The 22,771-nt window shown below is 36.5% G+C and carries 18 protein-coding genes; 11 read left to right on the top strand and 7 right to left on the bottom strand.

Annotated features, from left to right (window positions below; genetic code table 11):
• The first annotated feature begins 133 nt into the window (after nt 1–133).
• The 4 genes from ppc to tpiA all read left to right on the top strand — a co-directional run bounded on the left by ppc (nt 134) and on the right by tpiA (nt 6,708).
• Complete coding sequence (gene ppc / locus FGK96_RS06440) at nt 134–2,839, top strand: phosphoenolpyruvate carboxylase (RefSeq protein ID WP_138082404.1); 2,706 nt, start codon at nt 134–136, stop codon at nt 2,837–2,839.
• A gap of 175 nt (nt 2,840–3,014) precedes the next feature.
• The gene (gene ftsW / locus FGK96_RS06435) at nt 3,015–4,289 is read left to right on the top strand and encodes a cell division peptidoglycan polymerase FtsW (protein WP_138082402.1); all 1,275 of its coding nucleotides are present in this window, start codon (nt 3,015–3,017) and stop codon (nt 4,287–4,289) included.
• A gap of 246 nt (nt 4,290–4,535) precedes the next feature.
• Entirely contained in the window at nt 4,536–5,732 is a 1,197-nt protein-coding gene (tuf, locus tag FGK96_RS06430; RefSeq protein WP_003083585.1) for an elongation factor Tu, read from the top strand.
• A gap of 217 nt (nt 5,733–5,949) precedes the next feature.
• On the top strand, nt 5,950–6,708 hold the full coding sequence (gene tpiA, locus FGK96_RS06425) for a triose-phosphate isomerase (protein WP_138082400.1): 759 nt from the start codon (nt 5,950–5,952) through the stop codon (nt 6,706–6,708).
• Between the two features lie 90 nt (nt 6,709–6,798).
• On the opposite strand, the gene FGK96_RS06420 is transcribed toward tpiA, so the two are convergent.
• The 4 genes from FGK96_RS06420 to FGK96_RS06405 form a co-directional block, all read right to left on the bottom strand.
• A complete protein-coding gene (locus FGK96_RS06420) occupies nt 6,799–8,031 on the bottom strand; it encodes an aminoacyltransferase (RefSeq protein ID WP_138082398.1) in 1,233 nt (410 codons plus the stop codon).
• Nucleotides 8,031–9,254, bottom strand: coding sequence for an aminoacyltransferase (locus FGK96_RS06415; protein WP_138082396.1), 1,224 nt, complete (start codon nt 9,252–9,254; stop codon nt 8,031–8,033). The genes FGK96_RS06420 and FGK96_RS06415 overlap by 1 nt, the downstream gene beginning before the upstream one ends.
• Complete coding sequence (yidA, locus tag FGK96_RS06410) at nt 9,254–10,063, bottom strand: sugar-phosphatase (protein ID WP_138082394.1); 810 nt, start codon at nt 10,061–10,063, stop codon at nt 9,254–9,256. The genes FGK96_RS06415 and yidA overlap by 1 nt, the downstream gene beginning before the upstream one ends.
• A gap of 172 nt (nt 10,064–10,235) precedes the next feature.
• A complete protein-coding gene (locus tag FGK96_RS06405) occupies nt 10,236–11,537 on the bottom strand; it encodes an HD domain-containing protein (protein ID WP_138082392.1) in 1,302 nt (433 codons plus the stop codon).
• 79 nt (nt 11,538–11,616) lie between these two features.
• Between FGK96_RS06405 and FGK96_RS06400 the strand changes: the two genes are divergently transcribed.
• Nucleotides 11,617–12,003: a DUF1934 domain-containing protein gene (locus FGK96_RS06400; protein ID WP_138082390.1), complete on the top strand. Its 387-nt coding sequence runs from the start codon at nt 11,617–11,619 to the stop codon at nt 12,001–12,003.
• Nucleotides 12,004–12,329: 326 nt separating this feature from the next.
• Nucleotides 12,330–15,017 (top strand): cation-translocating P-type ATPase, encoded by a 2,688-nt coding sequence (locus FGK96_RS06395; RefSeq protein WP_138082388.1) that lies wholly within the window; start codon nt 12,330–12,332, stop codon nt 15,015–15,017.
• A 50-nt stretch (nt 15,018–15,067) separates the two neighbouring features.
• Here the strand turns inward: FGK96_RS06395 and FGK96_RS06390 are convergent, their stop codons facing one another.
• Nucleotides 15,068–15,454: a hypothetical protein gene (locus FGK96_RS06390; RefSeq protein WP_138082386.1), complete on the bottom strand. Its 387-nt coding sequence runs from the start codon at nt 15,452–15,454 to the stop codon at nt 15,068–15,070.
• 111 nt (nt 15,455–15,565) lie between these two features.
• Between FGK96_RS06390 and FGK96_RS06385 the strand changes: the two genes are divergently transcribed.
• A complete protein-coding gene (locus FGK96_RS06385; protein WP_138082384.1) occupies nt 15,566–16,318 on the top strand; it encodes a glycerophosphodiester phosphodiesterase family protein in 753 nt (250 codons plus the stop codon).
• On the opposite strand, the gene FGK96_RS06380 is transcribed toward FGK96_RS06385, so the two are convergent.
• Both FGK96_RS06380 and FGK96_RS06375 read right to left on the bottom strand, forming a co-directional pair.
• Nucleotides 16,319–16,693, bottom strand: a complete 375-nt coding sequence (locus tag FGK96_RS06380) for a hypothetical protein (protein ID WP_138082382.1) — start codon at nt 16,691–16,693, stop codon at nt 16,319–16,321. It abuts the gene before it with no gap.
• 17 nt (nt 16,694–16,710) lie between these two features.
• The gene (locus tag FGK96_RS06375; RefSeq protein WP_138082380.1) at nt 16,711–17,577 is read right to left on the bottom strand and encodes a metallophosphoesterase; all 867 of its coding nucleotides are present in this window, start codon (nt 17,575–17,577) and stop codon (nt 16,711–16,713) included.
• Between the two features lie 68 nt (nt 17,578–17,645).
• Here FGK96_RS06375 and FGK96_RS06370 point away from each other — a divergent pair, with 68 nt between their 5' ends.
• From FGK96_RS06370 to prfB, 4 genes are all read left to right on the top strand, one after another.
• Entirely contained in the window at nt 17,646–18,284 is a 639-nt protein-coding gene (locus FGK96_RS06370; protein ID WP_138082378.1) for an HAD family hydrolase, read from the top strand.
• A gap of 165 nt (nt 18,285–18,449) precedes the next feature.
• Entirely contained in the window at nt 18,450–20,366 is a 1,917-nt protein-coding gene (locus FGK96_RS06365) for a fructose-1,6-bisphosphatase (RefSeq protein ID WP_138082376.1), read from the top strand.
• A gap of 112 nt (nt 20,367–20,478) precedes the next feature.
• On the top strand, nt 20,479–21,597 hold the full coding sequence (gene queG / locus FGK96_RS06360) for a tRNA epoxyqueuosine(34) reductase QueG (RefSeq protein WP_138082374.1): 1,119 nt from the start codon (nt 20,479–20,481) through the stop codon (nt 21,595–21,597).
• 49 nt (nt 21,598–21,646) lie between these two features.
• Nucleotides 21,647–22,748, top strand: a protein-coding gene (prfB, locus tag FGK96_RS06355) for a peptide chain release factor 2 (RefSeq protein WP_138082372.1) whose coding sequence is annotated in 2 segments (ribosomal slippage) — nt 21,647–21,718 and nt 21,720–22,748 — 1,101 coding nt in all. Because the reading frame shifts where the segments join, the coding sequence is not laid out codon by codon here.
• Nucleotides 22,749–22,771: the final 23 nt, after the last annotated feature.

Genomic DNA, 22,771 nt, shown 5'->3' with positions numbered 1-22,771 from the left:
AAAAGAAGAAAAAACGTTAGATGAGAGTCTTGGAAAGAATTTTGTAAAAAACAAACCTTATTTTCGAAAGGTCTTACAATTTATTTAAAAAGTGGTATTATTGATTTAAGCAAAGTTTAAAGGAGTGAATGATTTGTCTGTAAAAAAGTTGGAAAGTAGTAACCATCACAAAATGATTACAGAAGAAGTTGCTATTTTACAAAGGTTACTTGAAGAAGTTACACGGTCAATGGCTGGCGATCAGGTCTATAAGAAAATTGAAACCATATTAACTTTATCTGAGCAAAAAGATTCAGTTAAACTTGAAAAAATGATTAAAGCCTTGACTAATGATGATATGGTCATAATTGCTCGTTATTTTTCCATTTTACCTTTACTCATAAATATTTCTGAAGATGTTGACCTAGCTTATGAAATCAATTATCAAAATAACACAAATAAAGATTATCTAGGGAAACTATCAAACACTATTTCAGAAGTTGCTTTAAAAGATGATGCAGAAGTAATTTTGGATAAGGTCAATGTCGTTCCTGTTTTAACAGCTCACCCAACACAAGTCCAACGCAAAACAGTTTTGGAATTGACAAATCATATTCACGACTTACTCCGTAAATATCGTGATGTCAAAAATGGTATAGTTAATCAAGAAAAGTGGCTGGAAGAGTTGCGCCGCTATATTGAAATTATTATGCAAACGGATATCATTCGTGAGAAGAAGCTAAAAGTAAAAAATGAGATTACCAACGTTTTGCAATATTACAAAAGTTCGTTAATTCCTGCTATTACGAAATTAACGCAACGCTATAAAGAGTTAGCTAAAGAAAAAGGAATCGTCTTGGATAAAGCCCGGCCAGTCACTATGGGGATGTGGATTGGTGGAGATCGTGATGGTAATCCCTTTGTTATCTCAGAAACATTAGAAGAATCTGCTATGCTTCAAAGTCAAGTTATCCTAGAGTATTACCTGGAAAAATTAGCTATTCTCTACCGTAACTTCTCAATGTCGTCAACTTTAATTACGACTAGTAAGGAATTAGAAGAGCTTGCCCAACTTTCTAGTGATAAGTCTATCTATCGTGAAAATGAACCTTACCGCAAAGCTTTTCATTATATTCAATCCCGTATACAGGCCACACTTGCTCAAATAAGTCAAGAATCTGACAATTCTTCCCAAATTTCTTCTTATTCGGATGCTCGAGAGTTTAAAAATGATTTAGAAGTTATTAGAACTTCCTTGATGGAGAATGGCGATGCTTCTTTAGTAGCAGGTGATTTGACAGAGCTGATTCAAGCGGTTGATATTTTTGGTTTTTTTCTTGCAAGTATTGATATGAGACAGGATTCCAGCGTACACGAAGCTTGTGTGGCAGAATTACTAAAGTCTGCTAATATTGTCAATGACTATAGCGCTTTAAGTGAAGATGAAAAGTGCCAAATTTTATATAAAGAGCTGACTGAGGATCCAAGAATTTTATCATCAACTAACGTTGACAAATCTGACCTACTGAAGAAAGAATTAGCTATCTATAAGGTGGCACGTGATTTAAAAGATAAACTTGGGGAAGATGTTATTAAACAACACATCATTTCGCATACTGAGAGTGTCTCTGATATGTTTGAGTTGGCCATCATGTTGAAAGAAGTTGGGCTAGTAGCTAAAGATAAGGCGCGTGTGCAGATTGTTCCCCTTTTTGAGACGATTGAGGATTTAGAGCATTCTAAACAAATCATGACGGATTATTTAAGTTATGATATCGTTAAAAAATGGATCGCGTCAAACGATAATTATCAAGAAATTATGCTTGGTTATTCAGACAGTAATAAAGATGGTGGCTATTTATCTTCTGGTTGGACGTTATACAAAGCCCAAAATGACCTGACTGGTATTGGGCAGAAAAATGGAGTTAAAATTACCTTTTTCCATGGACGTGGTGGAACGGTTGGTCGAGGTGGTGGACCTTCTTATGATGCAATTACTTCTCAGCCTTTTGGGACAATTAAAGACCGGATTCGGTTGACCGAGCAAGGGGAAATTATTGAGAATAAATATGGCAATAAAGACGTAGCTTATTATAACCTTGAGATGCTGATTTCTGCTTCAGTCAATCGAATGGTCACACGGATGTTGACCGATCCAAATGAGATTGACGGATTTAGAGATATCATGGAAAATATTGTATCTGATAGCAATAAAGTTTACCGAGACCTTGTTTTTGGAAATCCCCATTTTTATGATTATTTCTTTGAAGCTAGTCCGATAAAAGAAATCTCAAGCCTTAACATAGGGTCACGTCCGGCAGCTCGTAAAACTATAACTGATATTACAGGTCTGAGGGCTATCCCGTGGGTATTTTCTTGGTCACAAAATAGAGTCATGTTACCAGGATGGTACGGGGTTGGTTCAGCATTTAGACAGTTTGTTGATCAAGAAGAAGGAAACCTGACAAAATTGCAACATATGTATAAAAAATGGCCATTCTTTCATTCCCTATTGTCAAATGTAGATATGGTTTTGTCAAAATCAAATATGAATATTGCCTTTCAGTATGCTCAATTATCTCAAAACGATGAAGTTAGGGCAGTCTTTTATAATATTTTAGATGAATGGCAACTTACGAAAAATATGATTTTGGCCATTGAGCAGCATGATGATTTATTAGAAGATAATGAATCATTGAAGAGGAGTTTAGAGTTTCGCTTGCCTTATTTTAATGTTTTAAATTACATTCAGATTGAGTTGATTAAACGCCTCCGTGACAACCAGCTCGATGAAGATTATGAGAAACTTATTCATATTACTATTAATGGTATTGCGACAGGTTTACGTAATTCCGGCTGATCAAAACTATAGTTTGAAAAACTACCGTTTGGTCCTACCCATACTTAGAACGAAGAAGAGAGTAAAAGTAACTATTTTAGTCTAAAAGGAGAAGTTGCTATCTTTTCCTTTTTTCTTTTTTTTGCTTGGGAAAGATGGTATAATGCTTAAAGATTATCTGAGAATAGGGGAAACTATGAAAATTGATAAAAGGCATTTACTTAATTATTCTATACTCTTGCCTTATCTTATCTTGTCAGTAATTGGTTTAATAATGGTCTACTCGACAACAAGTGCAACCTTAATCCAATACCATGCTAATCCATTTAAGACCGTCCTGAATCAAGGAGTTTTTTGGATAATCAGTTTAATGGCCATTGTTTTTATCTACAAATTAAAGCTGAATTTTCTAAATAATCATAACCTTCTAACACTCGTTATGTTATTTGAAGCCTTCTTACTCTTAGTAGCACGTTTTTTCACTCAGGAAGTAAACGGTGCGCACGGCTGGATTATAATTGGACCAATTAGTTTCCAACCCGCAGAATATTTAAAAATTATTATGGTCTGGTACCTTGCACATACCTTTTCTAAGAAACAAGAGGAAATTGCAAGGTATGACTATCAAGCTTTGACTAAGCGAAGATGGTGGCCTAGACAGTCTAGTGATTTAAAAGATTGGCGTGTTTATTCACTCTTTTTAGTGCTTTTGGTTGCCGCACAACCGGATTTAGGAAATGCGGCCATCATTGTTTTAACGGGAATCCTGATGTTTACTATTAGCGGTATTGGTTACCGTTGGTTTTCTGGTATTTTAACACTAATTACAGTATTATCAGTAACATTCCTTGGTAGTATCAAGGTAATTGGAGTTGAACGAGTGTCTAAAATACCAATTTTTGGTTATGTTGCTAAACGATTCAGTGCTTACTTTAATCCATTTAAAGATTTAACCGACTCAGGCCATCAGTTAGCTCATTCTTACTACGCTATGAGTAATGGAGGCTGGTTCGGAGTTGGTTTAGGAAATTCTATTGAAAAGCGTGGTTATTTACCAGAAGCACAGACAGACTTTGTCTTTTCAATTGTCATCGAAGAACTAGGATTAATTGGTGCGGGTCTGATATTGGCTTTAGTTTTCTTTTTAATTTTACGCATTTTAAATGTCGGTATTAAGGCAAAGAGACCATTTAATGCTATGATGGCTCTTGGTGTTGGTGGCATGATTTTGATGCAAGTATTTGTAAATATAGGTGGAGTTTCTGGGATTATCCCATCAACAGGCGTAACTTTCCCCTTCCTTTCTCAAGGTGGGAATAGCTTGCTGGTCTTATCAGTCGCTATTGGTTTCGTCCTAAATATTGATGCTAATGAAAAAAAAGAAGAAATTCTAAAAGAAGCAGAACTTTCTTATAGAAACACAGTCAATGATGAAAAAGGAAAAGTCATTGATATTCGCCATTTTAAATAAACCTGGATTAGATTATAAAGATTAGCTACTAGCTAGTCTTTTTTATCACTGAAGGCTACATGAAATCAGAAAGTTGGAGGGATAGGGCAAGGCGTATTTTTTAAGTTACCTTAACTAAGAAAGAAAAGGCAAAAAGCATAAAATACTTGCTTTTTCCTTATAATTTGCTACAATAGTAAGGTAAAGTTAGACTGTAATGCCTACTGTCTATCTATAAAATATATTTTATTGGAGGCTTTTCCCAAAATGGCAAAAGAAAAATACGATCGTAGTAAACCCCACGTTAACATTGGTACAATCGGACACGTTGACCATGGTAAAACTACATTAACAGCTGCAATTACAACTGTTCTTGCACGTCGTTTACCAAGTTCAGTTAACCAACCTAAAGATTATGCTTCTATCGATGCTGCTCCTGAAGAGCGCGAACGCGGAATCACAATCAACACTGCACACGTTGAGTATGAAACTGAATCACGTCACTATGCCCACATCGATGCCCCAGGACACGCGGACTATGTTAAAAACATGATCACTGGTGCTGCCCAAATGGACGGAGCTATCCTTGTTGTTGCATCTACTGATGGACCAATGCCACAAACTCGTGAGCACATCCTTCTTTCACGTCAAGTTGGTGTTAAACACCTTATCGTCTTCATGAATAAAGTTGACCTTGTTGATGATGAAGAATTACTTGAATTAGTTGAAATGGAAATTCGTGATCTTCTTTCAGAATACGATTTCCCAGGTGATGACCTTCCAGTTATCCAAGGTTCAGCTCTTAAAGCTCTTGAAGGTGACTCAGCTCATGAAGATATCATCATGGAATTGATGAAAACTGTTGATGAGTATATTCCAGAACCAGAACGTGATACTGACAAACCATTGCTTCTTCCAGTCGAAGATGTATTCTCTATCACTGGACGTGGTACTGTAGCTTCTGGACGTATCGATCGTGGTACTGTTCGTGTCAATGATGAAATCGAAATCGTTGGTATCAAAGAAGATACTAAAAAAGCAGTTGTTACTGGTGTTGAAATGTTCCGTAAACAACTTGACGAAGGTCTTGCAGGAGATAACGTAGGTATCCTTCTTCGTGGTGTTCAACGTGATGAAATCGAACGTGGACAAGTTATTGCTAAACCAGGTTCAATCAACCCACATACTAAATTTAAAGGTGAAGTATACATCCTTTCTAAAGAAGAAGGTGGACGTCATACTCCATTCTTCAACAACTACCGTCCACAATTCTACTTCCGTACTACTGACGTAACAGGTTCAATCGAACTTCCAGCAGGTACAGAAATGGTTATGCCTGGTGATAACGTGACTATCGACGTTGAGTTGATCCACCCAATCGCCGTAGAACAAGGTACTACTTTCTCTATCCGTGAAGGTGGACGTACTGTTGGTTCAGGTATCGTTTCAGAAATTGAAGCTTAATTTTAATTAAGTTCCCAGAATAACAATTAGAGTCAGACAACTCAGATTGTAAAGAGTCCTGTAAGGGGCTCTTTTTTGTCCTATTATTTTCAGGAAATAAGTTTGAAAGAAACATTTTCCTTGTGAAAAAATTCCTAAAAAATGACCATATTCTTTTATTAGCACTTAAATTGTGTTAAAATAGTAGATGTAAATAAAAAAAGAAGAGGTATGTGAAATGTCACGTAAACCGTTTATTGCCGGAAACTGGAAAATGAATAAAAATCCTAAAGAAGCTAAAGCTTTTATTGAAGCGGTAGCATCAAAATTACCTTCAGCTGATCTCGTTGAAGCAGGAATTGCAGCTCCAGCTCTTGACCTTTACACTGTTCTTGAAGCAGCAAAAGGTTCAAACCTTAAAATTGCAGCTCAAAATGCTTATTTTGAAAATAATGGTGCCTTTACTGGTGAAAATAGTCCAAAAGTATTAGCTGAAATGGGAACTGATTACGTTGTTATTGGTCATTCAGAGCGTCGTGACTATTTCCATGAAACTGATGAAGATATCAATAAAAAAGCTAAAGCTATTTTTGCGAATGGTTTGACACCAATTATCTGTTGTGGTGAAAGTTTAGAAACCTATGAAGCTGGCAAAGCGGTTGATTTTGTGGGTGCACAAGTATCAGCAGCCCTTGCTGGGCTTACAGAAGAACAGGTATCGTCACTTGTCATCGCTTATGAACCAATTTGGGCGATTGGAACTGGTAAATCTGCTACTCAAGATGATGCCCAAAACATGTGTAAAGCAGTTCGTGATGTTGTTGCTACTGATTTTGGTCAAGCTGTTGCTGACAAAGTTCGTGTTCAATATGGCGGTTCTGTAAAACCTGAAAATGTTGCTTCATATATGGCTTGTCCAGACGTTGATGGTGCCTTAGTTGGTGGAGCATCACTTGAAGCTGAAAGCTTCTTAGCTTTACTTGATTTTGTAAAATAGTTTAAATTAAAACCTTCAACAAGTTTTTGTTAAAGGTTTTTTATGTCAAAATGATATAAAACAACTAAAAAAGACAAGCTAGCCTGTCTTTTAGTAGCGTTTTAAAAGTTTTTTAATGCCCTTAATTAGCTTATGTTTTAGCGGATTTGGGTAATAGGTAAAGCTTCCAACGGTACATTCTACATGCCCCTTAAAGTTTTGTTTGAATCCTAATACACCATCAGACCCATCAAAATATCCAGAAATTCCTAATAGGTTATAGCGATTAATACCGCGTTTTATAGCTTCTAGCATAACGTACTCTTGGAGTATTGTTGGAGCGTAAAATTTGTTGAACTCTGAGTAAGAACCACTAAAGAAATAAGTTACTTCTTGTTGTGTAAAAACAAATAAGGCGCCAGCTAAGATAACATCTTGGTTACCGTATTTAGTAATCAATTCTTGAGCTTCGGCTTTTCGAACCTCGAAAGTTTGAAATTGACTTGAAAACTCTCTGTATTGATTTTGTTTTTTATCGGATTTGGGATTATTAATTAAGTCGTTCTCTAATTTATCGAGTTTAACCTTTAATTTAGCTTGATCTTTTTCCAGATTAGTAAAATAATCCTTGAAATTTAAAGTAGCGACAAGAAATTGTGCCTTATCTTTAAAACTGTCGTAGAAGTATTCATAGTATTCTAAGGGTTTGTCATCGTATTCACGGCGATCGGAGGTCGAAGAAGTGACAGCTTTAAATAAAGGTAATTCATCTCTTGTTAAGGCCTTAACTTTGATTCCAAAAGTTTTGGCTTTTTTGACTAAGGGTTTTCCCTTTTTACTGAAGGAGTTGATCAAAGTTTTTTCGGTAATACCAGTTAAATCCTTCACGTAGTGCCAATCATGACTAGTGTAGCCAACTTTAGGTTTAGTGTGTACAAAGCCAAGATCAGCCAATAGATCAATATGATCTTGATCAACAGTAGTTTGAGGTTGACCGTGATCATCAAAAACTTGATAATGAGCGTAAGGCTTAATAACAAATTCCATTACTTTCTTGGATTTTGCATAGTTTTTAAGTTCCTTTAAGAAAGGAACTAAATAAGATTCATCTAAGAATATCGGACCGTAATGAATTTCCATATGGGTGCCACCAGCTATTGGTGTATTAAAAATAAGAGCAGCAACTTGTAGCTTACCTTGATTATCTTCAAAGCCTTTTAATTCAGTTGTATAGCCCCGCTTTTTAAGTAAAGTGTTCATATTGGCAGACTGTTCAAAGTAACGGTTTTTTACTGTCGAAGCAAAAGCTTCAAAGGCTGCTTCTGTAAGTGTTACTAAAGGCATTAGTGTTTGCTCCTTAATTTTTTACGTAGATTATAAACTAACATGGACGGGTGATAGAGGGGGCTAACTGGAATATCAAATTCTCCGGCAAACTCTTCAATTTGAGGGTTTAACTTAGCTTTGAAAGCATAGAGTCCTCCGTCAAGTTGGTTTTCGATACCACCCATATTTTGCCATTGACAACCACGTTTAAAGGCTTCGTTGGCGGTTTCAAACCAAGTAAGAAGAGGGGCTTGATAAGCTTTATAATCATCGTCCATTCCCGCGTAAAGATTTTCTGATGTTTTACCAAAGATTAAGGTTAATGTTCCAGCAAGAGCAACAAGACTGTTTCCTTTTATTTTTTCTTCTTCAATAAAGTTTAATTCAGCTTTTATCCGAGTAATGGTGTCCTTATTCTCTTTGATTTTACTCTCTTTAGTTTTGGCAGTAAATTTTGTCTGTTCTGCTTGTGCTTGACTCAGTTGGACTTCTAAAAGTCTTTGTCTGTCATTAAGATTAATTTGAGACAGTGTAATGTAGGAATTACCTGAGTATGTTTCCATCAGTTTTCGATAATAATCCACACCGCGGAGATGAATGCCTTTACGGGCCTCCGTTTTTTTCATTAGCTTAGCGAAATCGTCAAGCAGTTCTTGACCACCGATGGTTACGGTAACGCCCTTGTTTTGTGCAGTTCTAATAGCTTGTCTCGTCTTTTTGGGTAATTGAGAGAGTTCAAAATCCTTAGCATAAAGATTAGCTTGGAATCTTGGTTGGATAGTTTCTCCGATATCTTTGGTGTAACCACTCCATCCCAAACCTCTACTTTTTAAAAAACTAATAACTGATAGGGTTAAATCGTTAGATTCTACCTCAGTTATATCTTTTGATACAGGGAACTGTTTTAAAAAGAGACTAGGATCACATTTGATAAAGAAAGCTTTTTGACGCTTACCATATTCTTTAAGTGAGCGAATGACAAAATCGACCAGTTCAAAATTGGTAAAATCCATAATCGGACCACGTGGTATATAAATGAGAGTATAATTTAGCGGAAGGTCTCTAATAAGTAGAGTAGCAGTAGCCACAAGTTGATTGTCTTCATAGAAACCCATTAATTTTTGCTTCCAGCTATCTTTGACACTTGCCCATTGAGAACTTTGTAAAATATTGCATTTAGGGTGAGACAGTACAAAAGCATCAAGTTCTTCTGCAGAAATATCAACTTTATAAGAATACATTATTTTAAAACCCACTCGCGTAGCGCATGCGCTACGCCGCTTTCGTTATTTGATTTAGTGATATATTTGGCAATCATTTTTAACTCGGGGCTACCATTTTCCATAACAACAGGATTGCCGACTACTTCCAGCATGGCTCGGTCATTTTCTGCATCTCCGATTGCCATAGTCTGGCTGTGGTCAAGTCCCATTTTCTCAGCTAGATGAATAATGGCGTTTCCCTTTGAAACAGATTTTGGCATAAATTCTAAGTAAAAAGGGGTTGATTTGACAATATTATATTTATCGTAAAAAGATCGTGGTATATTTTTGAGAGCTTCGTCTAAAAGTTCAGGTTCATCAATCATCATCATTTTGACAATTTCTTTAGACACCATTTCTTCGGGTGTTCTGTAAAAAATTGGCATGTTAACAAGTGTTGCTTCATGAACAGTGTATTTTCCAATATCTCTGTTTGCAGTATAGATTCCTTCTTTTGTAATAGCGTGCATGTGGAGACCAATTTTCCGACTTAGGAATTCAATTTCTAGATAATCTTCATAGGACATTATTGATTTAACGATTTCTTGCCCTGTTTCAGCATCTTGAACCAGACCGCCATTGAAGGTAATAACATAGTTACCTTGATGATTTAAGTTAAGTTCATTGAGGAGGTGGGTAACACCAGCAATAGGACGGCCTGTGGCAATAACTACTTGAACACCATGTGCCTTAGCATCTTGAACGGCGTCGAACACTTGACTAGTAATTTTACGGTCATCTGTAATAAGCGTACCATCAATATCGACAGCAACTAATTTGATAGACATGGGAATCTCCTTGATTCTAATCATTCTTTTCAGACAAAAAATATCTACCCTCTATCATACTAAAAAAGACAGTATTTGTCATGGAATCGAACGGAATTATAGCGTTATATGATAAGGAAAACGCTTAATCGATTATAATTATCTAATAATTAAAAAAAGAGCAGAGCCTGCTCTAGTTTGGAAACTGGAAATGTTCATCAGTAATGTAGGAAATAAATTCTTCTTTATCTTTAGCAAAGAGATCATCTGCTTCTAACATCTCCTTTGGAAAGTAGAAGCGACGATCACCATAAGTTGTACCTGTCAGTGTTTTGACAATAGGTGATAATAGTGAAAGTTCAGACCGATGGCCATCTTTATGAATCATTTCAATCTGTGTTCTTGGATTTTTCATCTCAGGACGATAAATATCATAAGGCAAATCAAAATTAACATGTACACCAGTATAATACTCAGGATTAAAACCAACAGCTTCGACAAGTTGACGGAGATGCTTCAATTTATTTTCAGATGCTTGATCAAAGGTCACTGATTTTAGGATTTTTCGATTGATAAAGCGACACGCTAAATCTGCTAAAATGGAATCCTGACTGGTCATCCATTCTTGGAAGTAGGTATTTAAAACACCATCATCAAGTTTTAAATAATCTGTTAATGTAAAGTGGTTTTGCAAAAAAGGAATTAAACCAGGGGCTGTTCTAATAATATAAGCAGGATCTTTTTGATAGATACGTTTGGCTCTTTTGAGTAGATTTTGTAGCGTTAGCTCAACTCCTCGACTGGCTGGATGGAAATAAACTTGCATATACATCTGGAATCGACTGACGATGTAATCTTCCACCGCGTGCATACCATTTTTTTCAAATACAATGCCATTTTCGACTGGACGGATAACACGTAAGATGCGCATGAGATCAAATTGCCCATAATTTGCTGCTGAAAAATAAGAATCGCGTAAAAGATAGTCCATCCGATCGCAATCAATTTGACTAGAAATAAGCTGAACAACCTGTTTATTTGGATAAGTATGATTAATAACACTGGCTACTTGATCGGGAAAATCTGGCGAAACTCGTCGAAGAATACTATTGATTTCCGTTTCGGGACTAGTAATAATTTCTTGAGTGATGGCTTCATGGTCCGTTTCAAATAGCTTTTCAAAAGTATGTGAATAGGCACCGTGACCAATATCGTGTAAGAGGCCAGCTGTCATCGTTAAGAGTGATTCCTCTTTATTCCATATATCAGAATACCGTTCGTCAAAAATTTCAGTGACACGTCTAGCAATCTCGTAGACTCCGAGGCAATGTGAAAAACGACTATGCTCTGCACCATGGAAGGTAAAGGCAGTTGTCGGAACTTGTTTAATTCGTCTCAGTCTTTGAAATTCTTTAGAATTGACTAAGTCATAAATAACATCTTCGCTAATGTGGATATAATTGTGGACTGGATCACGAAATACTTTTTCATTCATACTTCTATTATAGCAAAAATTGCTAAAATGAGGAGAAATTGGTAGAATAGACACGGTAAATTAATAGAATGGAATTGCTATGAAGATAGAGATTAGAAATACTATTTTGATTGACGATCAAGTAGAAAAAATTAAAGAGATTCAAAACTGTCAATTACATAAAAAGGGTAAGCACCTTTATTTTGTTTATCAGAATACTGAAGATGAAAAAGTGGTAATTAAGTGTGATGATCGTTTGCTGGTGATGAACCGTTTTTCTAATCCACACTCTATTATGACTTTTGAAAAAGGGGTTACCCATGCTTTTAATATCCCAACCCCCCTTGGGATTCAACAATTAGTAACCGATACTGCAGAATACCAGTTTAATCTCAAGAAGCAACAGATAACTATCTCCTACAAATTAGTTCAACCAGAGAGTCGAGCTATTTTTGCAAATTATCAGCTAGAGATACTTTGGTACTAATTATAGGAAAAACATGATTCTCTGATAAGCCTCTTTTTAATATTGTTAAGAGAGTTGGAATAGCTATGTTATTGTTTGACTGAAAATTAGATTTAAAAGAGATGAGGTAGCTGTCACCGTTCGAGTTTTTTTGATAAAAATCTTGTTTTTTTAATGTTTTTTTACTATAATGATTATTATATCAAGGGAGTAGCCGACGGTTTTAAACCGTGATTGCATCGTCACTACGGAATTTCGATTTCCGGTGCAATCTGAAACAGCGAGACTTGTTTAACTAAATTAAACAGGTCTTTTTCTATACAGAAAAGGCCAAGGAGGATAAACATTTGTCTAAAGAACAAAGAAAAGACGTGTATTATACACAATCCGAAGAGACAGTGCTTGAGCAATTGCATTCAAGTAGAGAAGGTCTTTCATCTGATGAAGCGAAAAGTCGTTTAGACCAATTTGGTCGTAATGAACTTGATGAGGGTGAAAAACGAAGTCTTTTTATGAAATTCCTTGATCAATTTAAGGATTTAATGATTATTATTTTAATTGTTGCTGCCATGCTTTCTGTTATTACAGAAGGCTCAAAAGGATTGACTGATGCTATCATTATTCTAGCTGTTGTTGTTCTTAATGCGGCATTTGGTGTCTACCAAGAAGGACAGGCAGAGGCAGCCATTGAAGCCTTGAAGTCAATGTCAAGTCCACTTGCGCGAATTAGGCGTGATGGTCATGTCATTGAGGTTGATTCAAAAGAATTAGTACCTGGTGACATTGTCTTACTTGAGGCAGGAGATGTTGTTCCAGCGGATATGCGTTTATTGGAAGCTAATTCTCTTAAAATAGAAGAGGCTGCCTTAACTGGAGAATCCGTACCTGTTGAAAAAGATATTACAGCTCAAGTTGCTGAGGATGCAGGCATCGGTGACCGCGTCAATATGGGATACCAAAATTCAAATGTTACTTATGGACGTGGCCTAGGAGTTGTCACCAATACCGGAATGTACACCGAAGTGGGACATATTGCTGGGATGTTAGCAAATGCTGACGAGACTGATACACCATTAAAACAAAATTTAGATAATCTCTCTAAAATTTTAACTTATGCTATTTTGGTGATTGCTGCCATAACTTTTGCAGTAGGCGTCTTCATCCGCGGGCAACACCCATTAGAAGGGCTTATGACCTCTGTGGCCTTAGCTGTTGCTGCAATTCCAGAAGGATTACCAGCTATTGTAACAGTTGTCTTATCCTTAGGAACACAAGTCTTAGCGAAGCGTAATGCTATTATTCGTAAGTTACCTGCTGTTGAAACTTTAGGTTCAACTGAAATTATTGCTTCTGATAAAACAGGTACTCTTACGATGAACCAAATGACAGTTGAAAAGATTTATACAAACGGTTCACTGCAAACTGCTGGATCTGATATTGACTTTAGTAATAGTACTTTGCGCATTATGAATTTTGCCAATGATACAAAAATTGATCAATCTGGTAAGCTAATTGGTGATCCAACCGAAACAGCCCTAGTCCAGTATGGTCTTGATCACGGTTTTGATGTTCGAGAGGAGCTTGCTTCAGAACCTCGTGTAGCAGAGTTACCTTTTGATTCTGATCGTAAATTAATGGCAACTATTCATAAAGGGGTGGCAGAAGCTCCTTACTTTGTAGCTGTTAAAGGTGCTCCTGATCAACTCTTAAAACGTGTCACACAGATTGAAGATAATGGTAGCATCCGTCCGATTACTGAAGCTGATAAAACAGCTATTTTAGATATGAACAAGTCTCTGGCTAAACAAGCTTTACGTGTCTTGATGATGGCATATAAGCATGTAGATACCATTCCAACTTTGGATACAGAATCAGTGGAGTCAGAATTAATTTTCTCAGGTTTAGTTGGGATGATTGACCCTGAGCGTCCTGAAGCAGCACAAGCTGTTAAAGTGGCTAAAGAAGCTGGCATTCGCCCAATCATGATTACTGGTGACCACCAAGATACTGCGGAAGCTATTGCTAAACGTCTAGGAATCATTGACGCAAATGATACAGAAGATCATGTCTTTACTGGTGCAGAATTGAACGAGCTTACAGATGAAGAATTCCAAAAAGTTTTCAAGCAATATTCAGTTTATGCACGTGTATCACCAGAACACAAAGTACGTATTGTCAAAGCTTGGCAAAATGAAGGAAAAGTTGTTGCAATGACTGGCGATGGTGTCAATGATGCACCATCACTTAAGACTGCTGACATTGGTATCGGTATGGGAATTACAGGTACGGAAGTGTCTAAGGGGGCTTCGGATATGGTCCTTGCCGACGATAATTTTGCGACTATTATTGTGGCAGTTGAAGAAGGGCGTAAGGTCTTCTCTAATATTCAAAAAACAATCCAATATTTACTTTCTGCCAATATGGCTGAGGTGTTAACTATTTTCCTTGCAACCTTGTTTGGTTGGGATGTTTTACAACCAGTTCATTTGCTCTGGATTAATTTGGTAACTGACACACTTCCAGCTATTGCTTTAGGGGTAGAACCTGCTGAGCCAGGTGTAATGAAACACAAACCTCGTGGGCGTAAATCAAGCTTCTTTGACGGTGGAGTAAAAGAAGCTATTCTCTATCAAGGAGCCTTCCAAACTGTACTTGTGTTGGGTGTTTATGCCTTCGCTCTAATGTTCCCAGAGCATTCAACTTATAAAGAGATTCATGCTGATGCCTTAACGATGGCTTACGTTACTTTAGGGTTAATTCAGTTAGTACATGCTTATAATGTTAAATCAGTGTACCAATCCATGTTTAAAGTAGGACTCTTCAAAAATAAACTCTTTAACTACTCAATTCCGCTAGCATTTATCATGTTAATGGTAACCGTAGTTGTTCCAGGATTTAACAAATTCTTCCACGTTGCTCACCTAAGTGCCAGCCAGTGGTTAGTTGTTGTTATTGGTAGTCTACTGATGGTTGTCCTTGTTGAACTGGTTAAAGCCATCCAACGTGCAATGGGCATGGATGATAAAGCTATTTAAGTCAACTAGAAAACGATTCTGATTGCAGAATCGTTTTTATATTACATTGGTTACTTTCTTCTAGCCTGTTTTTCAAAACAATAATTTGGAAGAAAAATAATTGGGATAATACTTAAGTTGATAATATTGCTAATAGGAGAAGTAAGAGGTAGACACTTTTGAAAGAGCAGGAGGTATAAAATATAAAAGCACAGGTAAAGGACCCGAATCATTAGAGTAAATTTATTCCGTTTAAGTAGTATTAGCTCTTCATTTGAAACTCGGATTCTTGGATAATCAAAAATATTATAGCTTAATAAACTGTTTTCTGTGGGTATTTCTAATTCAATACTTTCATTATTAGCGATTTCAGAAACATATTTTTTGTTCAAACGAATAGCGATAGTATTTTTCAAAAAGCTTTTCTTGCCGCTTATTCTTTTAATTATAATAGACATATTTACCTCCTAAAGCGTTACTCAGTTAGTATACCATTTTTAAAATGAATTAGTATCATTTATAAGATAAGATGTGTTACACTAAAAGAAAAAGTATGGTTAGGAGAGAGTATGACAACCATTTTTGCTCATCGTGGTAGTAAAACAAATCGTCCAGAAAATACTATTGCTGCTTTCAGAGAAGCTATAAGAGTTGGAACTGATGGCATAGAATTAGATGTCCATCGGACAAAGGATTGTCACTTAGTTGTTATTCATGATGAGTCAGTTGATCGTACTACAAATGGTTGCGGTTACATTAGAGATCTGTTATTAAAAGAGATTAAAGAACTTGATGCTGGTTCTTGGTTTGATCCCATATACTTTAGGGAGAAAGTTCCAACGTTGGAAGAAGTTCTAGAACTTTTAGTGGTAGAAAACTTTCAGGGGACATTAAATATTGAAATTAAGACAAATAAATACAATTATCCCGGTATCGAGTGGGATATTGCTCGGTTAATGAAAACTCGCGAGTGGCCTTTTAATTACCTTTATTGTAGTTTTAATGTTAGAAGTCTTAAGCTTATGGCAATTGCTGATCCTCATATTGAGTTAGCGATTTTGGTAAGGAATAATCCACTTCAAATCTGTATTGGGCGCAGAACATCCTTTATTAGTGCTTTTCATCCTAAGAAATTTTGGATAATGACTAGTAGAAGGATGGTTAGCTATTTTGGTAAAACGATTAGGCCTTGGACCTTAAACAATGAAAAACAAATGGAATATGCTTTTCGCTTTAATCTTGATGGCTTTATGACAGATAAACCAGAATTGGCTGTCAGGGTTCGTGACCGAATTATAAATGAAAAAGCTAAAGAAAACTAATTAGATTTCTTTAGCTTTTTTGAAATGGCAACGAGGTGTTAAATAGCTGCTCGCTAATAGAAGCATTCCGATTAGAGTGGACCACCAGAGGACATCAGAATCGAAGCTTAAAAGCAGATGACTGATAAGAATGAGGACAATACTTGACCAAAATAGGATGACATTGAGAGGGTTGTCAACAATCAGATAAACGTCCTGATCACAGACTTCAATCCTTCTGCTTCGCCATTGGCGAATGTAGATTTCTTCTCTCTCTTTATCAAGTGGAATAATGACTGTTTGACCATTCTTAAGAAGAACCTTCTCCTTGTGGCCTATATTGACAGTGATTTTAGTACCAATCTTAGCAAATCGTGTTTGTCGTTTTAGTTTCATACAAATAAATCCCTTTCCTAACTAATGGAAAAAATAGTCATTGCAGAGCGAAGTTCCTGCGCTAGGTGTTCTTGTCGATAGATAAGAAAAGCTTCTTCATTTTTAATAGCAGCAAAGCGTTTGTTAGGGTGATAAGTTTCCTTGGCTAAATAGTGAGGAAATTGTTTCAAAAAGTGATCAGTTAATTGCCATTCTTTCATATACCCAAGGGGCTTACTATGATAAGTGATACCATCAAGTTCGGTTTTCTTAATACGCTTGTGATTGTGGCCAAACACCACATCAGTAACAGAAGTATTTACAAAAATCTGATGAAATTTATGACTGCCTAAAAAAGCATTGAATGGTTTCAATTTAGAATAAGATAGCAAAAAAGCTTGATGAGGAACAAAATGCATAGCAACAATGAGTCGCTTATCTGCTAATTGACAAAGCTTGCTTTCCAGCTTTTGGCAAATTGTGTCTGTAATTTGAGGATCAGATTGCTTTCTTTTAAGGCGGCGATCAAACCAAAAAGTCTGCTTAAATGCTAGATTTTCTTGATCAGTTTTGAGAGGATAAAAACTGTAGTCGTACCAGCCATGGATTGCTAGTAAACGATAGTCAGGACTCAAAGGATAGACCTGAAAATCATTGGTTTCAATAGTATTCTCACTCAAATCTAACATATCGTGATTGCCTAAGTTATAGGTAACTTTGATAAATTGCTTTAAATAGTGTAGGAAGGGTTTTGTCGTTTTGTCAAAATGGTTGGCCAGATCACCAGCTAGGTGAAGATGATCAACGCCCTCTTCTTTAAGGACATTGATAAGGACATCTACTTCGTCTTTATCAAAATGGTTGAGGTCAATATGAAGATCACTCATAATAGCTAATTTAGTCATGCATTTATTTTAACAAAAATAAAATAACTTGGCTATTTATGGTAAAATAGGGCTTCAGGAGGAAAAACATGTATCAAGCAATCATTTTTGATATGGATGGGGTCATTTTTGACACCGAAGACTTTTATCTTGAACGCCGAAAGCAGTTCTTAGATAATCACGGCCTTTCCATTGCTCATATGGAAGCGAAGGAATTTATTGGAGGGAATTTACAACAAGTCTGGCAAAAACTACTTAGTCAGAATACTGTCAAATTAGATGCAGAGGTCGTTCAGGAGGATTATGAAAGCTATAAAGAGGAGCATCCTGCACCCTATTCTGAACTTTTATTCCCTCAGGTCAAATTAACACTTAAACAGTTGAGAGATAAGGGGTATAAACTCGCTTTAGCTTCTAATAGCCAAACAAGAGATGTGCAATGGGCTTTGACATCTTCAGAAATTATGTCTTATTTTGATATTGTTTTGGGTAGAGAAGATGTTGTTAATGTTAAACCAAACCCTGAAATTTATCAAAAAGCTGCACAGTTATTAGAGATTGATAAGGAAGCGATCCTTGTTGTTGAAGATAGTGAAAAAGGAATAGCTGCCGCAAAAGAAGCTGGAATTACTGTTTTGGCGATTAAAGATTATCGCTATGGGATTGACCAATCAGCAGCTGATGGTCAGATTGATAACCTAAGTGGTTTGTTAGAAGTATTAAAGTGAAATTTTAAAATAACTAAAATCTGTAGGTATCATGAGGTACCTTTTTTTGTATGCGCTTACGCCTTATGCTGGCATTTTCTTAAAATAAATTTTAAAATGGTGATAGGGACTTGTCTCAGACCACTATTGCTCATTGTTTAAAAAGAAAGGACTACTAGCCTAACCATGTTGCAGTATTATCAATTATTGAAAGAAAAGTTTCCGACAAAATCATCTCTGGTTACAGAGATGATTAACCTCGATGCTATTTGTCATCTGCCCAAGGGGACGGAATATTTTTTGAGTGATTTGCATGGTGAATACCAAGCTTTTGACTATTTATTACGAAATGGCTCAGGTTCCATCAAAAAGAAAATTCAAGAATGTTTTCCACAAAAGAAGGTGTCAGATATCGAAACACTATGTCAATATATTTATTACCCCGCGGAAAAAATTCAAGCACGTCAAGAAATAGTAAATCAAGAGGCTTTAATTAGAGAATTGTGTCACTATTTGCCAGATCTTTTACAACTGGTAAAATACATTGGCGGAAAATATACCCGTTCAAAAGTGCGAAAGATGCTTCCATCAGATTATGCATATATCATGGAAGAGCTTCTAACTGAGGAGCAACCAGATAAAAATAAACAGTATTACTATAATGCTATTATTTCAAAAGTCATTGAGCTCGAACAGTTGGATAACCTTTTTATTGCCTTTGCTTATCTTATTCAGGGATTAGCAATTGATCATCTTCATGTTGTGGGTGACATTTTTGATAGAGGACAATATCCAGATTTAATTATTGATCGTTTAAAAGGTTTTCAAAATATTGATATTCAATGGGGAAATCATGATATAACTTGGATTGGGGCTATGTCAGGTTCTTACATATGTATGATTAATGTAATTCGCATTGCAGCTAGGTATAATTCATTAGCCCTCATTGAAGATCGCTATGGTATCAATTTACGTCGCCTTATTGATTATAGTCAGCGTTACTTCAAAGAAGAAGCGGTTTTTAATCCGATTTTAGACGGCGATCATATTTCTGAATCAGAGCGTGTGACATTAAACAAATTACAACAGGCGACAGCCCTTTTGCAATTTAAACTAGAGCACCAATTGATTAAGCGGCGCCCAGAATTTGGTATGGAAGCTTCACAATTATTCTCGAAAATAGATCCTGAGAAAAAAACTATCCAGATTGGTAAGAAGGTTTATCCTTTGCAATCATTTCCGTATCACAAGCTTTCCTGGGATCATGCTGAGCTTTTGACAGCAGAAGAAGAGCAAATCTTAAAAGGGCTCATGTATCGTTTCCAAAATTCAGAAAAACTGGAAATTCATATTGACTTTTTGATGGAAAAGGGATCAATGTACCATATCTCTAATAATCATTTACTTTTTCATGGTTGCATGCCTATGCATTCTAATGGAGACTTTAAGTCTATGCGCTTTGGCAACTGTATTTACTCGGGTAAGGCTCTTCTTGATTTTTTCGAAGAACAGGTTAGAGAATCTTATAAAAAGCGTGATCAACATGAAGATTTAGCTACAGATATTTTTTGGTATTTGTGGTGTGGTGAGGTTTCTTCATTGTTTGGCAAAAATCGAATGACCACTTTTGAGCGCTATTATATCGCTGATAAAGCTAGCCATCATGAGGAAAAAAATCCTTACTACCGTTTAAGAGAAGATGAAGAAATTTGCCTTCGCATTTTGGCAGAATTTGGTCTTGATGATAATGCTCACATTGTTAATGGCCATACTCCTGTTAAAGAAAAAGGTGGTGAGCTTCCAATTAAGGCAAATGGACGCATTATTATCATTGATGGTGGGCTGGCTAAAGGATATCAAAAAACCACTGGAATCGCAGGATATACCTTAATTTCCAATAGTTATGGGTTAGAGTTAGTAGCTCATAAGCCCTTCTCATCAATCAAAGACGTTTTGGAAGGGAAATGTGATATTATCTTTATTAAGCGTCTAGTGGAACAAGTGGAGCATCGCACATTAGTAAAAGATACAGATAATGGGAAGAAATTGTTGCAGGAAATAGCGGATTTGGATCATCTCTATCGCCACTTTGACCAATATTAGAGAGAAGGAGACTGGTTTAACTAGTCTCCTTTTGTCACTACAATTTAATATTTGTTACAAGAAGTCATTGCTTAGTCTTGAAGTCTTTATATTTTTCCATTATGATAGTATTATGGAACTTAAGTCGGAAATTATTAAGCTAGCAAAAGAAATTGGGATTTCAAAAATCGGTTTTACAACAGCTGATGATTTTTCTTATTTAGAAAAATCTTTAAAGTTAGCTATTGAAGAAGGCCGTACATCTGGTTTTGAACACAAAGTGATTGAAGAGCGGATTAAACCCAAACTATCATTAGCCTCAGCTAAAACTATTATTTCTATTGCGGTTGCATATCCTCATAAGTTACCTGTCCGACCGCAAAAAACGCAGTATAAACGTGGGAAAATCACGCCAAATTCTTGGGGACTTGATTATCATCATGTTTTACAAGACAAATTGCAAAGATTAGCGGTTGGGATTGAGACTCTGACTCAGGACTTTGAATATAAAGGGATGGTTGATACGGGGGCTCTAGTAGACACGGCAGTTGCCAGACGAGCGGGTATCGGCTTCATTGGTAAGAATGGCTTGGTTATTTCAAAAGAGTTTGGCTCTTATATGTATCTTGGTGAACTGATTACCAATCTAGATATTGAGCCAGATAAACCTGTTGATTATGACTGTGGTGATTGCCAGCGCTGTTTAGATGCTTGTCCTACATCTTGTTTAATCGGAGATGGCACCATGAATGCCAAACGATGTTTATCCTTTCAAACCCAAGATAAGGGCATGATGGATTTAGAATTTCGTAAGAAAATAAAAACCGTGATTTATGGTTGTGACATATGTCAAATTTGTTGTCCTTACAATAAGGGAATTAATAACCCGTTAGCAAGTATGATTGATCCCGACTTAGCAGAACCCGAGTTAATCCCTTTTTTAGAATTATCAAATAAAGAGTTTAAAGCAAAATTTGGTCATATTGCAGCTTCGTGGCGTGGTAAGAATATCTTGCAGCGCAACGTTATTATTGCTTTGGCGAATGGTCATGATCGATCGGCAGTTGTTAAGTTGATGGAAATTATTGATAAGGGAAATAACCCTATTCATGTAGCGACAGCCATTTGGGCACTTGGTGAATTGATTAAAAAGCCTGATCAAGCTATGCTTGACTATATGCAAAGATTAGCTCCAAAAGACTTAGATAGTCAAAAGGAGCTTGAAGACCTCAGGGCAAAATGGCAATTCTAATGGCAATGTGTTAAAATAATGAAGATAAAAACGAGAATGAGGTAAAACCATGGAAGTGGCAGAGATTCGCCAAAAAATAGTAGAAAACAAAGAGAAGTTGACTAGCTTCAGGAGGTCTCTTTGACTTAGATCGTTTAGAGGAAGAGATTGCTCTTTTAGAAAATCAAATGACTGAGCCTGATTTTTGGAATGATACTATTTCCGCGCAAAAAACATCACAAGAGCTCAATGAATTGAAAGTCAAATTTGATACTTTCCACAATATGGAAAATTTGTCAGAAGAGACAGAGTTATATATGGAAATGCTGGAAGAAGATGAGTCGGTTAAAGGAGAATTGGAAGAAAGTTTGCTTAAACTAGACCAGATTTTAGCAGCTTATGAAATGACCTTGCTCTTATCAGAACCCTACGACCATAATAATGCTATTTTGGAGATTCATCCTGGCTCTGGAGGTACGGAGGCTCAGGATTGGGCAGACATGCTTTTTCGGATGTACACACGTTTTGGTAATGCTAAAGGCTTTAAAGTTGAGACTTTAGACTATCAGGCAGGGGATGAGGCTGGTATTAAATCAGTGACCTTGTCTTTTCAAGGCCCTAATGCATATGGTTTCTTAAAATCAGAGATGGGGGTTCATCGATTAGTTCGGATTTCTCCTTTTGATTCAGCAAAGAGAAGGCACACTTCTTTCACATCTGTGGAGGTTATGCCGGAGTTAGATGACACCATAGAAGTGGATATTCGAGATGACGATATCAAGATGGATACTTTCCGTTCTGGAGGTGCCGGTGGGCAAAACGTTAACAAGGTGTCTACCGGTGTTCGTTTGACTCATATTCCAACTGGTATTGTTGTATCTTCAACAGTTGATAGGACACAATATGGTAATAGAGACCGTGCAATGAAAATGTTGCAGGCTAAACTTTACCAAATGGAACAAGAAAAAAAAGCTGAAGAAGTCAACGCCCTAAAAGGTGATAAGAAAGAAATCACTTGGGGAAGTCAGATTAGGTCATATGTGTTCACACCGTATACAATGGTTAAAGACCATCGTACCAATTTTGAGGTGTCTCAAGTCGATAAGGTCATGGACGGTGAAATTGATGGCTTTATCGATGCCTATCTTAAATGGCGTATGAACGATGACTAAAAGTATAAGATAAAACTAGAAAG

Origin of the sequence: Streptococcus porcinus (genome assembly GCF_901542335.1) — a bacterium.
Lineage (GTDB): Bacteria > Bacillota > Bacilli > Lactobacillales > Streptococcaceae > Streptococcus > Streptococcus porcinus_A.
This window is presented reverse-complemented; position numbering and strand designations above follow the sequence as displayed.

Excerpts from the sequence above, each read along its gene's own strand:
- ftsW (WP_138082402.1), top strand. The coding sequence starts at position 3,015 with ATGAAAATTGATAAAAGGCATTTACTTAATTATTCTATACTCTTGCCT.
- tuf (WP_003083585.1), top strand. The coding sequence starts at position 4,536 with ATGGCAAAAGAAAAATACGATCGTAGTAAACCCCACGTTAACATTGGT.
- tpiA (WP_138082400.1), top strand. The coding sequence starts at position 5,950 with ATGTCACGTAAACCGTTTATTGCCGGAAACTGGAAAATGAATAAAAAT.
- FGK96_RS06420 (WP_138082398.1), bottom strand. The coding sequence starts at position 8,031 with ATGCCTTTAGTAACACTTACAGAAGCAGCCTTTGAAGCTTTTGCTTCG.
- FGK96_RS06415 (WP_138082396.1), bottom strand. The coding sequence starts at position 9,254 with ATGTATTCTTATAAAGTTGATATTTCTGCAGAAGAACTTGATGCTTTT.
- yidA (WP_138082394.1), bottom strand. The coding sequence starts at position 10,063 with ATGTCTATCAAATTAGTTGCTGTCGATATTGATGGTACGCTTATTACA.
- FGK96_RS06405 (WP_138082392.1), bottom strand. The coding sequence starts at position 11,537 with ATGAATGAAAAAGTATTTCGTGATCCAGTCCACAATTATATCCACATT.
- FGK96_RS06400 (WP_138082390.1), top strand. The coding sequence starts at position 11,617 with ATGAAGATAGAGATTAGAAATACTATTTTGATTGACGATCAAGTAGAA.
- FGK96_RS06390 (WP_138082386.1), bottom strand. The coding sequence starts at position 15,454 with ATGTCTATTATAATTAAAAGAATAAGCGGCAAGAAAAGCTTTTTGAAA.
- FGK96_RS06385 (WP_138082384.1), top strand. The coding sequence starts at position 15,566 with ATGACAACCATTTTTGCTCATCGTGGTAGTAAAACAAATCGTCCAGAA.
- FGK96_RS06380 (WP_138082382.1), bottom strand. The coding sequence starts at position 16,693 with ATGAAACTAAAACGACAAACACGATTTGCTAAGATTGGTACTAAAATC.
- FGK96_RS06375 (WP_138082380.1), bottom strand. The coding sequence starts at position 17,577 with ATGACTAAATTAGCTATTATGAGTGATCTTCATATTGACCTCAACCAT.
- FGK96_RS06370 (WP_138082378.1), top strand. The coding sequence starts at position 17,646 with ATGTATCAAGCAATCATTTTTGATATGGATGGGGTCATTTTTGACACC.
- FGK96_RS06365 (WP_138082376.1), top strand. The coding sequence starts at position 18,450 with ATGTTGCAGTATTATCAATTATTGAAAGAAAAGTTTCCGACAAAATCA.
- queG (WP_138082374.1), top strand. The coding sequence starts at position 20,479 with ATGGAACTTAAGTCGGAAATTATTAAGCTAGCAAAAGAAATTGGGATT.